At 63.3% G+C, this 14,381-nt stretch carries 12 protein-coding genes and 1 tRNA gene; 8 read left to right on the top strand and 5 right to left on the bottom strand.

Annotation, left to right across the window (positions count from 1 at the left end; genetic code table 11):
• Nucleotides 1–10: 10 nt before the first annotated feature.
• The 3 genes from ykgO to cpdR form a co-directional block, all read right to left on the bottom strand.
• Entirely contained in the window at nucleotides 11–136 is a 126-nt protein-coding gene (ykgO, locus tag LJD17_RS17825) for a type B 50S ribosomal protein L36 (protein ID WP_150941987.1), read from the bottom strand.
• 47 nt (nucleotides 137–183) lie between these two features.
• Nucleotides 184–258, bottom strand: a tRNA-Val gene (locus LJD17_RS17830).
• Between the two features lie 91 nt (nucleotides 259–349).
• Nucleotides 350–706, bottom strand: coding sequence for a cell cycle two-component system response regulator CpdR (gene cpdR, locus LJD17_RS17835; RefSeq protein WP_109599450.1), 357 nt, complete (start codon nucleotides 704–706; stop codon nucleotides 350–352).
• A gap of 175 nt (nucleotides 707–881) precedes the next feature.
• Here cpdR and LJD17_RS17840 point away from each other — a divergent pair, with 175 nt between their 5' ends.
• The 5 genes from LJD17_RS17840 to hisN all read left to right on the top strand — a co-directional run bounded on the left by LJD17_RS17840 (nucleotide 882) and on the right by hisN (nucleotide 4,749).
• Entirely contained in the window at nucleotides 882–1,772 is an 891-nt protein-coding gene (locus LJD17_RS17840) for an N-formylglutamate amidohydrolase (RefSeq protein ID WP_227385553.1), read from the top strand.
• A gap of 643 nt (nucleotides 1,773–2,415) precedes the next feature.
• Nucleotides 2,416–3,183 (top strand): hypothetical protein, encoded by a 768-nt coding sequence (locus LJD17_RS17845; protein ID WP_227385554.1) that lies wholly within the window; start codon nucleotides 2,416–2,418, stop codon nucleotides 3,181–3,183.
• A gap of 97 nt (nucleotides 3,184–3,280) precedes the next feature.
• A complete protein-coding gene (locus LJD17_RS17850) occupies nucleotides 3,281–3,526 on the top strand; it encodes a PsiF family protein (RefSeq protein WP_227385555.1) in 246 nt (81 codons plus the stop codon).
• Between the two features lie 48 nt (nucleotides 3,527–3,574).
• Nucleotides 3,575–3,910: a hypothetical protein gene (locus LJD17_RS17855; protein WP_227385556.1), complete on the top strand. Its 336-nt coding sequence runs from the start codon at nucleotides 3,575–3,577 to the stop codon at nucleotides 3,908–3,910.
• A 56-nt stretch (nucleotides 3,911–3,966) separates the two neighbouring features.
• Nucleotides 3,967–4,749 carry a histidinol-phosphatase gene (hisN, locus tag LJD17_RS17860; RefSeq protein ID WP_227385557.1) on the top strand — a complete coding sequence of 261 codons (783 nt, stop codon included), beginning with the start codon at nucleotides 3,967–3,969 and terminating at the stop codon, nucleotides 4,747–4,749.
• Here the strand turns inward: hisN and LJD17_RS17865 are convergent.
• Nucleotides 4,669–5,739 carry an alpha/beta fold hydrolase gene (locus tag LJD17_RS17865; RefSeq protein WP_227385558.1) on the bottom strand — a complete coding sequence of 357 codons (1,071 nt, stop codon included), beginning with the start codon at nucleotides 5,737–5,739 and terminating at the stop codon, nucleotides 4,669–4,671. The genes hisN and LJD17_RS17865 overlap by 81 nt on opposite strands.
• 200 nt (nucleotides 5,740–5,939) lie before the next feature.
• On the opposite strand from LJD17_RS17865, the gene LJD17_RS17870 reads away from it, so the two are divergent.
• Nucleotides 5,940–6,401 (top strand): Hsp20 family protein, encoded by a 462-nt coding sequence (locus LJD17_RS17870; protein WP_227385559.1) that lies wholly within the window; start codon nucleotides 5,940–5,942, stop codon nucleotides 6,399–6,401.
• Between the two features lie 175 nt (nucleotides 6,402–6,576).
• Here LJD17_RS17870 and LJD17_RS17875 read toward each other — a convergent pair whose 3' ends face one another.
• Complete coding sequence (locus LJD17_RS17875; RefSeq protein WP_227385560.1) at nucleotides 6,577–7,653, bottom strand: threonine aldolase family protein; 1,077 nt, start codon at nucleotides 7,651–7,653, stop codon at nucleotides 6,577–6,579.
• A 488-nt stretch (nucleotides 7,654–8,141) separates the two neighbouring features.
• On the opposite strand from LJD17_RS17875, the gene gltB reads away from it, so the two are divergent.
• Nucleotides 8,142–12,869, top strand: a complete 4,728-nt coding sequence (gltB, locus tag LJD17_RS17880) for a glutamate synthase large subunit (RefSeq protein ID WP_406600836.1) — start codon at nucleotides 8,142–8,144, stop codon at nucleotides 12,867–12,869.
• 18 nt (nucleotides 12,870–12,887) lie between these two features.
• Nucleotides 12,888–14,309 (top strand): glutamate synthase subunit beta, encoded by a 1,422-nt coding sequence (locus tag LJD17_RS17885; RefSeq protein WP_227385561.1) that lies wholly within the window; start codon nucleotides 12,888–12,890, stop codon nucleotides 14,307–14,309.
• The last annotated feature ends 72 nt before the right edge of the window (nucleotides 14,310–14,381 follow it).

Genomic DNA, 14,381 nt, shown 5'->3' on the forward strand with positions numbered 1-14,381 from the left:
CCGTCGAAGCTTAGCCCTGACGAGCCTTGTAGCGCTTCTGGGTCTTGTTGATGATGTACACGCGGCCCTTGCGACGAACCAGCTGGTTGTCGCGGTGACGGCCGCGGAGCGACTTCAACGAGTTACGGATCTTCATGTCCGATCTCCTGCAGCAGCCTTTCGGGAAGGCCGACAAAAAGCAAATGGTGGGCGCGGCTGGGATCGAACCAGCGACCCCTACGATGTCAACGTAGTGCTCTCCCGCTGAGCTACGCGCCCATGAAACGGCGAAGGTTTGGGTCCCGCTTCAGGTGTGGTGCGCGATATACCGGCAAGCGCGCGGGGACGCAAGCCATGATCACGACCTTTTTCAGGCCGCCATCATTTTATCGACCTCGTTCACCAGATCGCGCAGATGGAAGGGCTTCGACAGCACCTTGGCCTCCCGCGGAGCCTGGGAATCGGGGTTGAGCGCCACGGCCGCGAAGCCCGTGATGAACATCACCTTGATATCCGGATCAAGCTCTGTTGCCCGGCGCGCCAGCTCGATTCCGTCCATTTCCGGCATGACAATGTCGGTCAGGAGCAGCTCGAAGGGTTCTTCGCGCAGCCGGTTATAGGCCGAAAGGCCGTTATCGAACGAGGCTACGTCGTAGCCGGCGTTCTCGAGCGCCTTCACAAGGAAGCGCCGCATGTCGTTATCGTCTTCGGCAAGAAGGATCTTCATCGCCGCCAACCTCGATTCGTCACGAACGTCTCCAGCCTTGATGCCTTGTCGGGGTAAATAAGCCGTGAAAGAACGACGCAGTCCGTCCACGATATTGCCATGGACAGAATATGGCGCTGCCTTACACTATCTCCAGCCTTCTTCCTGCCACCAGATCAAGACCTATAAAAACCGGATGCGGCCAGTCATCACCGACGAGTTCGAACCCCCCTTTGTCGTCGTCGAGCCAATCGGCCGGACGGTGCCCTTCATCTTCAATGTTCCTCATGCGGGGGCGATCTATCCGGCGGCCTTCCTGGCATCGTCGCGTCTGGATGCCCTCGCCCTGCGCCGTTCCGAGGATGCTTTCGTCGACGAATTGTTCGCGGCGGTCGTCGGACTCGGAGCGCCGCTCATGACGGCCCGGTTCCCGAGGGCCTACCTGGACCTGAACCGGGAGCCCTACGAACTCGATTCCCGGATGTTCGACGGGCGGCTTCCGCCTTTCGCCAACACCCGGTCCATGCGGGTCGCCGGCGGCCTCGGCACGGTTCCGCGGATCGTGGCCGACGGGCAGGAGATCTACGCCGGGCGCCTGTCGGTCGACGAGGCCCTCCACCGGATCGAATGGCTATACAAGCCCTATCATCGCACCCTGCGCCATCTCATCCGCCGGACGGCCCAGACCTTCGGCCAGTCCTTCCTGATCGACTGCCATTCCATGCCCTCGACCAGCGTCAGCCGCGACGAGGGCGCCAAGGCGGACGTGGTTCTGGGGGACCGCTACGGCACGAGCTGCACGCCTCTTCTGATCGACCTCGTGGAAGCGGCCCTGCGCAACCGCGGCTATACGGTGATCCGCAACAAGCCCTATGCGGGCGGCTTCATCACGGAGCACTACGGCGAACCCGCCCTCGACCGGCACGCGCTCCAGGTCGAGATCAATCGCTCGATCTACATGGATGAGCGCAGCCTGCGGAAAAAGCCAGGCTTCGACGTGTTGGCATCGGATCTCGCGGGCGTGTTCTCGCAGGTCATCGAGGACCTGACCGGCGACCTGCACCCTCGGCAGATCGCAGCCGAATAATCCCGGTCCATCGGCCCAAAAAGAAAAAAGGCCGCTGCTACCAGCGGCCCGAAGTTTAGGGAGGAAACGCCCAAGAAGGGCAACGATATGACGACGCCATCGCCATATCGCACTGCAATAATTAGTTTCCGACTGAACTGTTCGCAAGATTAAAAGGGCAGCACCCCTGCCCTATTTTCCATCAATATCGGCGAACGACCGCCTACGAAAATCGCACCCCGCCTCGGCGGCCTACGCCCTTCGTCTAGAAAGCCTCTTCACCAGGTTGACCCTACGCAATGACGGGGTCCATGCTGCACGCCTATTGTCACGAAAGCGAAACATGGCGGCTTTATTGGCCCTGGTATGATGCAAACGACCGATAGATACACTGCGGATCCCCAACTGGATCGCGAAGATCGCTCCGACCACTGCCCGAAGTGGTTCGTCTTCATGCTGATCGGACTCGGCGTGCTTGGCACGCTCTGCAATCACGCGTTCGGCTAAGCCGTCAGGCACCGCCGAATGCCGATGCCAGGGGGCCTCCCGGGAGCGTTTCCGCCTGACGCGGTCTCCGGCTGCGATCGAGCGTGGCCCTGCAAGCTCGACGCTGCGGCAGGATTTCTCTACAGGACACCATCCCATCGCCGCTGGATCGCCGTCCTTGTCCATCGCACTCGTCACATTGCAGGAGCGCCCGGATCTCCTGACCCAGGCCGATGAACTGGTCGCCTCCCTCTGGCCCACGTTTGTCCTGAAAGACCCCATCGCGGGCCGCTATTGGCACAATCTCTACAAACCGCAGCTTGCCGCCTTCCAGACTTTTGCGGTCGAGGGACTGGGCAGGGGCGATCGTGTCGTCGGCTTCGCGAATGCCATCCCGTTCCGATGTGCCTTGGACAATGGCGATCTGGCCGCGGGTCTTCCGGACGACGGATGGGACGCGGTGCTTCAGGATGGCGTCGAGGCGATGCTGGCCGGGCACGAGGCCAATGCGCTTTCGGCGCTTTCGATCACCCTTCACCCCGATCGGCGCGGAACGGGGCTGGCGGAAACGCTGATCCGGAATATGAAGCGCTCCGCGCGGGAAGCCGGCCTTGCGCACATGGTCGCTCCCATCCGCCCGACACGGAAAGCCCAATATCCTCTGCAGTCCTTCGAGGAGTACTGCGCCTGGACCGGCTCCGACGGCCTGCCGTTCGACCCTTGGATCCGAACCCATCGGCGTTTGGGGGCCCACGTTCTCAAGATCGCAGGGCGTTCCATGACGGTTCCGGGATCCGTCTCGGCATGGGAGAGCTGGACCGGCCTGCGATTTCCCGCGTCGGGACGATACTGGGTTCCAGGCGCGCTGGCGCCGGTCGACATCGACCGGGAGGCGCAAACCGGGCTCTATGTCGAACCCAATCTCTGGATGCACCACCCCCTTTGAGTTCACGCACGCTCCGTGAGGCCGCGTCCATACCCTTTGCCTTCCTTCTGAAGCGCCCTAACCTTTTCAGCAGGATCGCATGCTGGAGGACCCTTCCATGAAAACCATTGCTGCAGCCTTCGTTCTCATGATGTGCGCCGGCAGTGCCGTCGCGGCCGAAAGTTCCTGCACGGCTCAAGCCACGGAAAAGAAGCTCGCAGGGGCGGCAAAGACCAGCTTCATGACCAAGTGCGAACGGGACATGAAGGCTTCGTGTGACACACAGGCATCGGAAAAGAAGCTGAACGGGGCCGCGAAGACCAGCTTCACCAACAAGTGCGTCAAGGATTCCGTCGGAATGTGAGTCGACCGGCTGCGCCTGCGACATCCGTCGGCTGCCGCATCCGCCCTCATGGGTTTCGGAGCAGCGGAGCCCAAAAGAAAAAAGGCCGCTGTTGCCAGCGGCCCGAAGTTTAGGGAGGAAACGCCCAAGAAGGGCAGCGATATGACGACGCCATCGCCATATCGCACTGCACAATATAAAGTGCACCGCACCATTTGCAAGCGCAAAATAACAAGAAGCTATGCCTTTGGCGCATGTCAGCCTGGATTTTCTTTAGCCGCTTGCATCGAGAGCAAATCTAGCGACGCATCGGGTCCCCGCCGCAATGGCGGCGCCGTGGTTGATCGGGCTTTGGTTGTGTGCGCTCTTGCCGCCGAATACGCACTTGGTAAAAGCGAAGCCTGACGGCCTCGCCATTCCCCGGCGTCAGACCGTTTTCAGGTCAGAGGACAACGAGCGCCATGAGGCTCATCGACTTTACGGATTTCGTCAATGAGCTCGCGGCTGCCTCGGGTCAGGCGATTTTGCCCTTCTTCCGCAGCGCCATCGCGGCGGAGGACAAGTCTCGCGGCGGGGCCTTCGATCCCGTGACGGAAGCCGACAGGGCCAGTGAAGCCGTCATGCGCCAGCTGATCAAGCGCACCTTCCCGACCCACGGCATCATCGGAGAGGAATTCGGCTCCGAGCGTGAAGACGCGGAATATGTCTGGGTTCTGGATCCCATCGACGGCACCCGCGCCTTCATTGCCGGACTTCCTACCTGGGGAACGCTGATCGGCCTGACGCGGGCCGGACAGCCGGCTTTCGGCATGATGCACCAGCCTTTCACGGGCGAGCGCTTCTTCGGTGACGGAGGCCGCACGACCTATCGTGGCCCCGGCGGCGAGCGGAAGCTCATGACACGCCGCTGCGCGTCCCTGAAGGACGCCATTATCTCGACCACCAGCCCCAAGCTCTTCGCCGGGGAGGAGTTGCGGGCCTACGACCGGGTGGAGAGCGTAGCCCGTCTCGCCCGCTACGGCTGCGATTGCTATGCCTATTGCATGCTGGCAGCGGGACATATCGATCTCGTGGTCGAGTCCGGCCTCAAGCCCTACGATATCGTGGCCCTGATCCCGATCATCGAGGGGGCCGGAGGGATCGTGACCGCCTGGGACGGCGGGTCAGCCGCTCAGGGCGGCCGCATCGTCGCGGCGGGGGACCGCCGTGTCCATGCCGCCGCCGTCGAGCTCCTCGGCCGCTAGCGCGTCCGGCGGCGCCGACGCCTCGGAAACCGTCTCCTCCGCGACGAGCCCCGCGCTGCCGGGGATGAAGGCATCGAAAGCGGCCCAGAACTGCTCGCGGATGCTGTCCCGCTCCATCATGATTTCGTGCCGGGCCCCTGGGATGACGATGGCATGTCCGGCCTTCAGCCGGGACGCGAAGCGTTCCGTCGCGGGCGTCGCGCAAACGGGATCAGCACCCGCCGCGATGATCAGCGTCGGCAACCGGATTTTTCTGGCATAGGCCGGGTCGGTGAAGCAGGTCATGAAGCGAAACGCCGCATCGAGCCATGCCACCGTCGGAGCGCCGATCGCACCGTTCCCAATGGCCGTCGCGGCTTCCGCATTGCGGGCGTAGCGGTCCGGATCGCTGGTCAGCCTGTTGCCCTTGAAGGGCTTGGTCGAGATGGACGTCTCCCCGCCACCGGGCACGAAGGCCCTGCCGAAGCCCGTGTATCGGAGGAGGCGTGCCAGAACGGCGGTGGTCCGGAGCGATTTGATCATGCTGAGCGAGATCATCGGCGTCGTCGTCACGAGACGGCGGAAGGGCAGCCAGCTCTCATGCGCGGCGTTCAGGGCGATCGCGCCCCCCATCGAATGGGCAAGACCGAAATGCGGTTCGGGCATATGCGGCACCAGGATCTGATCCCTGACCGCCTCAAGATCATGGCGGTAATCGGCAAAACGCCGAACATGCCCCTTGCGGCCATTCCTCACCTGCCGGTCGGAAAGCCCTTGTCCGCGCCAGTCGAAGGCCACGACCGCGAAGCCCCGATGGAGCAGTTCGCCGACGACCTCGAAGTACTTCTCGATGAACTCCGCCCGCCCCTGGAGAATGCACACGGTTCCGCGCGGCTTTTCCGTCTCCGGAAGCCAGGTGGCGACCCTCAGGGACAGACCGTCCTTCGTTCTGACGGCATGAAGCGTCGGCTCGGCCGGAATGGGATTGTCGGGAGTGGGAACGAGCTGCACGGATGATGTCTCGAGATCGGGGTTACTTTCTTTATAGGGTATTTTCGGCCTCGGCCACTGGCCTTAAGCCCTCCCCTTGACAGGAAAAACGCCGCTTCCCACATCGGGATTGTGCCGGCCAGAAGGCGGCACAGCCCCCTTAGATCCAGCCTTTTGAAGGTGGATCGTCACTGCATGTTGCTTCAAGTGGAGAATATGCCATGCGCCAGTTTGACCTTGCCCCCCTGTACCGCAACACGGTCGGCTTCGACCGTCTTTTCTCGATGCTCGACCAGTTCGTCGGCGTCGACGCGGCTCCGAGCTATCCGCCCTACAACATCGAGCGGACCGGTGAGAACGCATACCGGATCTCGGTTGCGGTCGCCGGCTTCACCGATCAGGACCTTTCCATCGAAGTGAAGGAAAACGCCCTGTCGATCCGCGGTGAGAAGAAAGCCTCGGAAGAGCGCAAGACGGATGTCCTGTATCAGGGGATCGCGGCTCGCACCTTCGAGCGCCGTTTCCAGCTCGCCGACGGTGTCCAGGTAGTGGGTGCAGCCCTTGAAAACGGGCTGCTGCACGTGGACCTCACCCGGCAGATCCCCGAAGCCAAGAAGCCGAAGCTCATTCCGATCAACACCAACGGTGTGTCCCGGACCATCGAGGCCCAGCAGGCCGCGTAAATCCGCAGGCCTTGCCGATCGGCATAAAAAAGGCGCCCCGGCAAAACCGGGGCGCAATGCTATTCGTTCTTGATTATCAGACCTGGTCCTTTGAGTCCCGCTGGGGCTGGAGGCACCCCGGTGTTCGGTCTCGAGGGCAGACATCGTCGGAGAATGCGGCAGGGTTAGGGCGAAGTCATTCCGCCGCTTGTCTTGCGACCGCGCCGCGGGCGATCTCGATGAGCCGGCCGACGTCCTCCTCCGGGGTCATGAAGGAAGTGACGAGGCGCACCAGAGCCTCGTCGGGCGCAATCGCTTCTCCCTCCGGCAGACTCGCCTCCGTCCATCCCATGAACAGCACGCCTGCCGTCCTCAGGGCCTCGCTCATGGCCTTCGGGATGATCGGAAACACCTCGTTTGCCTCGACCGGCCAGGCGAGACGGACGCCGGGGAGCTGCTTCAGTCCTTCGGCGAGCAGGCCCGCCATCCTGTTGGCATGACGGGCATTGGCGAGCCAGTGATCGTCGGCGAAGTAGCCCTCGAGCTGCGCGGCGATGAGGCGCCCTTTCGAGATGATCTGCCCAGCCCGCTTCGAGCGATAATCAAGGGCCTCCGCCAGTTCCGGCCGGAAAACGACGATCGCCTCCGCCATCAGGCAGCCGTTCTTGGTCGCCCCGAAGGAAAGAATGTCCACCCCCTGCTTCCATGTCATCTCCGCCGGCGTGCAGCCGAGGGACACCAGGGCGTTGACGAAGCGCGCTCCGTCCATATGCAGCGCCATGCCATGTTCGCGACACACGGCCGCCAGTGCCGCGATCTCGTCGCGGGCGTAGACCGTGCCGCATTCCGTTGCCTGAGAAATGGAGAGCGCCTTCGGGGGCATTTGCTTCACCGATTTCGGAAGGCCCTGCAGATAGGATTTGACCGTCGGGACATCGAGCTTGGCGGCGATCCCCGGCAGGCCGATCAGCTTGGCCCCATGCATGAAGAATTCCGGGGCGCCGCACTCATCGTCGATCACATGCGCCTCCCGGTGACAAACGCACAGGCCCCACGGCGGCACGGCGGAGGAAAGCGCAAGCGCATTGGCGGCCGTTCCCGTGGTGACGAGGAAAACCGCGACGTCGCGTTCGAAAATCTCGGAAAACCGCGCCTTCACGCGCCGGGTGATCTCATCGGCTCCGTAGGCCGCCATGGCGCCTGCATTGGCCTGCATCAGGGCCTGCATCACCGGCGCGCTGGCGCCGACAACATTATCGCTCGCAAAATTCATGAAATCGTCTCCTTGGGGCCGAACCGTCACGACTTGGACGATCAAGTCAAGGACATTGACCCATCGGAGAAGCCTTTCGTCCTCAGCGCCCAAAGCATGCCTTTGTTACATTCCGAAGGCTCCGCTTGAAACTTTTGTCTAAAACTTTTCTAAACCCTCTTGTGCCGATGGCTGAGTTCTGGCAATTTGCATGCATTAGGACAGCGATGCTGTCCCATCTGAGCGCCTGCGCTCTTTCGTCCCTGAGGTTTTCTTGATGCTTCGCTCGACGCGAACGAAACGAGATACCAATAAAACTGCCCGCAAAACGTGGGCGGAACGGGCGACTCTGGGCTGAATTCAAGCCCAAGGCAGCCCGCGAGGAGCGGGCTCCCCTGCCAGGATCCCGACCCTCCAAGAAACGCAAGAAGCGGCGGGCTCCGGATCTTCACCGACATCCGGCGGTCCCGAAACCCGCCTCGAACGAACCTTATGACCTGTTCGCCTGGATGCGAGGATCTGGAATGACCGACGTGCCGATGATGAGCCTGACGACCGAAGCCTCGAGCCGCACGGCCGCCACGACGGATACGGTCCGAGTCGTACGCGATCCGGCGCTTCCGATCCGGCAGGGTCTTTATGATCCGGCAAACGAGAAGGATTCCTGCGGGGTCGGCTTCATCGCCGACATGAAGAACCGCAAATCCCATGCGATCGTCGAGCAGGGTCTGCAGATTCTCCTCAATCTCGACCACCGCGGCGCTGTCGGCGCCGACCCCAAGACCGGCGACGGCTGCGGCATTCTGGTGCAGGTCCCGCACAAGTTCTTCTCGGCGGAATGCGCCAAGCTCGGCATCTGGCTGCCCGAGGCGGGCGAGTACGGTGTCGGCCACCTGTTCATGCCGCGCGATCCCGAAGGCCTCAAGCTCGTGGAAGAGATCGTCACGAAGGCGATCGCCGACGAAGGCCTGCAAGTGCTCGGCTGGCGCGACGTGCCCGTGGATTCCAGCGATCTCGGCGAGAGCATCAAGGCCTCCGAGCCGCTGCACCGGCAGATCTTCGTCGGCAAGGGCAAGGGAATGGACGACCCGGAGACCTTCGAGCGCCGCCTGTTCCTGGCCCGCAAGGTCATCTCGAACGCGGTCTACGACATGAAGGACCCGCGCACGGAGGGCTATTATCCAGTTTCGCTGTCCTCTCGCACCATCGTCTACAAGGGCATGGTGCTGGTGACGCAGCTCGGAAACTACTACCTCGATCTCCAGGACCCGCGTTTCGAGAGCGCCATCGCGCTCGTGCATCAGCGCTTCGCCACCAACACGTTCCCGACATGGCAGCTCGCCCACCCCTATCGCATGGTTGCCCATAACGGCGAGATCAACACGCTGCGCGGCAACGTGAACTGGATGGCGGCCCGCCAGGCATCCGTCGATTCCGACCTCTTCGGCAACGACATCTCGAAGATCTGGCCGATCTCCTACGAGGGCCAGTCGGATACGGCCTGCTTCGACAACGCCCTCGAATTCCTGGTGCGCGGCGGCTACTCGCTGGCGCACGCCATGATGATGCTGATCCCCGAGGCCTGGGCCGGCAATCCGCTCATGGATGAAAGCCGGCGCGCCTTCTACGAGTATCACGCCGCGCTCATGGAGCCGTGGGACGGGCCTGCGGCCGTGTGCTTCACGGACGGCAAGCAGATCGGCGCGACCCTCGACCGCAACGGCCTGCGGCCTGCCCGCTATCTCGTGACCGACGATGGGCTCGTGGTGCTCGCCTCCGAAATGGGCGTGCTGCCGATTCCGGAAGAAAAGATCGTCGAGAAGTGGCGTCTGCAGCCGGGCAAGATGCTGCTGATCGACCTCGAACAGGGACGCATCGTGTCCGATGACGAGATCAAGCGCCAGCTGTCGGAGGCTCATCCTTACAAGGACTGGCTCAAGCGCGCGCAGATCGTGCTTGAAGATCTCAAGCCCGTGCAGGCGCGCGAATCGCGCACCGACGTGTCGCTCCTCGATCGCCAGCAGGCCTTCGGCTACACGCAGGAAGACCTGAAGCTTCTCATGCAGCCCATGGCCGTCACGGGACAGGAGGCCGTCGGCTCCATGGGATCGGACACGCCGATCTCCGCGCTCTCCAGCAAGTCGAAGCTGCTCTACACCTATTTCAAGCAGAACTTCGCGCAGGTGACCAATCCGCCGATCGATCCGATCCGCGAAGAGCTCGTCATGAGCCTCGTGTCGTTCATCGGACCGCGCCCGAACATTCTCGATCTCGAGGGCACGTCGCGCCGCAAGCGCCTGGAAGTGCGCCAGCCGATTCTCACCAACGAGGATCTGGAGAAGATCCGGTGCATCGGTCATTTCGAGGACCGCTTCGACACCAAGACCCTCGACATCACCTATCCGGCGGAGCTCGGGGCCTCGGCTCTCGACGGCGCTCTCGACCGGCTCTGCGACCGCGCCGAGGCCGCCGTTCACGGAGGCTACAACATCATCATCCTGTCCGACCGCATGGTGGGGCCGGACCGCATCCCGATTCCGGCGCTGCTCGCGACCGCCGCCGTTCATAACTACCTGATCCGCAAAGGTCTGCGCACATCGGTCGGCCTCGTGGTCGAATCCGGCGAGCCGCGCGAGATCCATCACTTCGCCTGCCTTGCGGGCTACGGCGCGGAAGCGATCAATCCCTACCTCGCCTTCGAAACCCTCCTGTCCATGAAGGACGAGATGCCGCCGGAAGTCGACGAGGACGAAATCGTCCATCGCTACATCAAGGCGATCGACAAGGGCCTGCTCAAGGTCATGTCGAAGATGGGCATCTCGACCTATCAATCCTATTGCGGCGCGCAGATCTTCGATGCGGTCGGCCTCAAGTCCGAGTTCGTGAACCGCGATTTCTTCGGCACCGCGACCATGATCGAAGGCATCGGCATGGACGAGGTCGCACAGGAGACCGTGCAGCGCCACAGGGACGCGTTTGGCGATGCTCCGGTCTATCGCAACATGCTCGACGTGGGCGGTGAATATGCCTACCGCATTCGCGGCGAGGGGCATGCGTGGAATCCGGACACGGTGGCGACGCTGCAGCACGCGGTGCGTCTCAATGCGCATGACCGCTATCGTGAGTTCGCCCGGCTCGTGAACGAGCAGGAAAACAACCTCAAGACCATCCGTGGCCTTTTCCGCATCAAGCTCGCGGAGGAAACCGGCCGCGCTCCCGTGCCGCTTGAGGAGGTCGAGCCGGCGCAGGAGATCGTGAGGCGCTTCTCCACGGGGGCCATGTCCTTCGGCTCCATCTCGAAGGAGGCGCACGAGACGCTGGCGCTCGCCATGAACACCATCGGCGGCAAGTCCAACACGGGCGAAGGCGGCGAGGAGCCCGAACGCTTCAAGCCGCTTCCCGATGGCCGCTCCAAGCGTTCGGCGATCAAGCAGGTGGCGTCCGGCCGCTTCGGCGTGACCACCGAATACCTCGTCAACGCCGACATGATGCAGATCAAGGTCGCACAGGGCGCCAAGCCCGGCGAGGGCGGCCAGCTTCCGGGCCACAAGGTGGATGCCAAGATCGCCCGTGTGCGCCATTCGACGCCCGGCGTCGGCCTGATTTCGCCGCCGCCCCATCACGACATCTATTCCATCGAGGATCTGGCGCAGCTGATCTTCGACCTGAAGAACGTCAATCCGTCGGCGGACGTGTCCGTGAAGCTCGTCTCGGAAGTGGGCGTCGGTACGGTGGCCGCAGGTGTCGCCAAGGCGCGGGCGGATCACATCACGGTTTCGGGCTTCGAAGGCGGGACGGGAGCCTCTCCCCTCACCTCTCTCAAGCATGCCGGCTCTCCGTGGGAGATCGGGCTTGCCGAGACGCAGCAGACGCTCGTGCTGAACCGCCTGCGCGGCCGTGTGGCGCTCCAGGCCGACGGCGGCCTGCGCACGGGACGCGACGTCGTGGTCGCCGCCCTGCTCGGCGCCGACGAGTACGGCTTCTCGACCGCGCCCTTGATCGCGGCGGGCTGCATCATGATGCGCAAGTGCCACCTCAACACCTGCCCGGTGGGTGTCGCGACGCAGGATCCGGTGCTGCGCAAGCGGTTCAAGGGCCTGCCCGAGCACGTGATCAACTACTTCTTCTTCGTGGCCGAGGAAGTACGTGAGCTGATGGCCCAAATGGGCTTCCGCTCCCTCGACGAAATGGTCGGCCAGTCCGACCTTCTCGACAAGAACGCGGTGATCGACCACTGGAAGGCGAAGGGCCTCGACTTCACGCGGCTCTTCCTCAAGCCGCAGGTCGGGCCGGAGGTCGCCATCCGCCATGCGGAGCGTCAGGTCCACCCGATCGCCAACGTGCTCGATCGCGCCTTCATCGCCAAGGCCGGTCCGGCCCTGGAGAACAGCGAGCCTGTCGTGATCGAGGAGACGGTCCGCAGCGCCGACCGCGCGGTGGGAGCCATGCTTTCGGGCGAGGTGGCCAAGCGCTACGGCCACGAGGGCCTGCCGGACGACACGATCACCGTGAAGCTCAAGGGGACAGCCGGCCAAAGCTTCGGCGCATGGCTTGCGGCGGGCGTGACGCTGGCTCTCGAGGGCGAAGCGAACGATTATGTCGGCAAGGGACTGTCCGGCGGCAAGCTCATCATCAGGCCGGCGGCCACGACGAAAGCCGTGCCGGAGCGCTCGATCATCGTCGGCAATACGGTCATGTACGGCGCCATCGCGGGCGAGGCCTATTTCCGCGGCGTCGCGGGCGAACGGTTCGCCGTGCGCAATTCCGGCGCCATTGCGGTGGTGGAAGGCACGGGCGACCATGGATGCGAATACATGACGGGCGGCCTCGTGGTCGTGCTCGGTCAGACGGGACGCAACTTCGCGGCCGGAATGTCGGGCGGCATCGCCTATGTGCTCGACGAGGACGGCAGCTTCGCCAAGCGCTGCAACCTGTCCATGGTCGATCTCGAGCCCGTCGAGGAAGAAGAGGACCTGATGCGGCGTGTGCTGCATCATGGCGGCGATCTGGAAACCAAGGGACGGATCGACATTCTCGCCAACATGTCGGGCTCGGATGAGGAGCGGCTGATGCAGCTCATCACCAACCACCACACCTACACGGGATCGGCGCGCGCCAAGGAGATCCTCGACAACTGGGCGACCTATCGGACGAAGTTCGTGAAGGTGATGCCGGTCGAGTACCGCCGCGCGCTTCAGGAAATGGATCGGCTGCGCACCTTGCAGGCAGCGGAATAAGGATCGGGGGCACTTCCAATGGGCAAGGTCACAGGCTTTCTCGAATACGACCGTCAGGAACAGAAGTATCAGCTCGCGGGCGAACGCGTTCGCCACTTCCGCGAATTCACGCTGCCGCTCGACGACAACGACCTGAAGAAGCAGGCGGGACGCTGCATGGATTGCGGCATTCCCTTCTGCCATGGACCGACGGGTTGTCCCGTGCACAACCAGATCCCGGACTGGAACGACCTGGTCTGGCAGAACGACTGGGAAGAAGCAGCGCGCAACCTGCACTCCACCAACAACTTTCCGGAATTCACCGGGCGCATCTGCCCGGCCCCGTGCGAGGAAGCCTGCACGCTCAACCTCGAAAACCAGCCCGTCACGATCAAGACCATCGAACAGGCCATCGCCGACAAGGCCTGGGAGATGGGCTGGATCAAGCCGGAAACGATCGAGGTATCGACGGGCAAGCGCGTGGCGGTCATCGGTTCAGGCCCGGCGGGCCTTGCGGCGGCTCAGCAGCTCGCCCGCGCCGGCCACGAGGTGCACGTGTACGAGCGCGAGGCAAAGCCGGGCGGCTTGCTGCGCTATGGCATTCCCGACTTCAAGATGGAGAAGTACCATATCGACAGGCGCGTCAAGCAGATGGAGGCCGAAGGCGTCGTGTTCCATTGCGGCGTCAATGTCGGCGTGACCAAGAGCTTCGCTTCGCTCCACAACGAGTACGACGCGGTGCTCTTCGCCGGCGGCGCCGAGGATCCGCGCGACCCGAAGCTTCCCGGGCAGGATCTCGCGGGCGTTCATTTCGCCATGCCGTATCTCACGCAGTCCAACAAGCGCGTGGGCCAGGAGGACTTCACCGGCGAGCCCATCCTGGCCGCCGGAAAGCACGTGGTGGTGATCGGCGGCGGCGATACGGCGTCGGATTGCGTCGGCACGGCCTTCCGCCAGGGCGCTCTGTCGGTGACCCAGCTGGATATCCGTCCCAAGCCGCCCGAGCGGGAAGACAAGCTGACCGTGTGGCCCTACTGGCCCACGAAGATGCGAACCTCGTCGAGCCAAGCGGAAGGCGCGGAGCGCGAGTTCCAGGCGGCGACCCTCGGCATCGAAGGCAAGAAGGGCCGTGTCATCGGCGTCCAATGCGCCCGTGTGGACGAGAAGCGCCAGCCGGTCGCCGGTTCGGAATTCATCCTCAAGGCGGATCTCGTGTTCCTGGCGATCGGCTTTGCCGGTTCGGTGAAAGAGGGTCTCCTGGAGCAGTCCGGGGTGTCCGTTGATCGCCGCGGCAATGTGGTGGCCAGCGATCAGGATTACCGGACGACCAGCGACAAGGTGTTCGTCGCAGGCGACATGCGGCGCGGGCAGTCTCTGGTGGTTTGGGCGATCCGCGAGGGTCGGCAGGCTGCGCGCGCCATCGACGAATTCCTGACGGGATCGAGCGCTCTGCCCCGATAATCTCGAGGGCTCCTCCAAGGTGTTGCCGAAATCGCCCGAGCCATGCCGGGCGATTTCGGCGCCTGCTTCATG

This window comes from Microvirga rosea (genome assembly GCF_020595095.1).
In the GTDB taxonomy this organism is placed as follows: domain Bacteria; phylum Pseudomonadota; class Alphaproteobacteria; order Rhizobiales; family Beijerinckiaceae; genus Microvirga; species Microvirga rosea.

Bases quoted from the DNA above. Each gene is read 5' to 3' on its own strand.
- ykgO (WP_150941987.1), bottom strand. From the start codon at position 136: ATGAAGATCCGTAACTCGTTGAAGTCGCTCCGCGGCCGTCACCGCGAC.
- cpdR (WP_109599450.1), bottom strand. From the start codon at position 706: ATGAAGATCCTTCTTGCCGAAGACGATAACGACATGCGGCGCTTCCTT.
- LJD17_RS17840 (WP_227385553.1), top strand. From the start codon at position 882: ATGCGGCCAGTCATCACCGACGAGTTCGAACCCCCCTTTGTCGTCGTC.
- LJD17_RS17850 (WP_227385555.1), top strand. From the start codon at position 3,281: ATGAAAACCATTGCTGCAGCCTTCGTTCTCATGATGTGCGCCGGCAGT.
- LJD17_RS17855 (WP_227385556.1), top strand. From the start codon at position 3,575: ATGGGTTTCGGAGCAGCGGAGCCCAAAAGAAAAAAGGCCGCTGTTGCC.
- hisN (WP_227385557.1), top strand. From the start codon at position 3,967: ATGAGGCTCATCGACTTTACGGATTTCGTCAATGAGCTCGCGGCTGCC.
- LJD17_RS17870 (WP_227385559.1), top strand. From the start codon at position 5,940: ATGCGCCAGTTTGACCTTGCCCCCCTGTACCGCAACACGGTCGGCTTC.
- LJD17_RS17875 (WP_227385560.1), bottom strand. From the start codon at position 7,653: ATGAATTTTGCGAGCGATAATGTTGTCGGCGCCAGCGCGCCGGTGATG.
- gltB (WP_406600836.1), top strand. From the start codon at position 8,142: ATGCGAGGATCTGGAATGACCGACGTGCCGATGATGAGCCTGACGACC.
- LJD17_RS17885 (WP_227385561.1), top strand. From the start codon at position 12,888: ATGGGCAAGGTCACAGGCTTTCTCGAATACGACCGTCAGGAACAGAAG.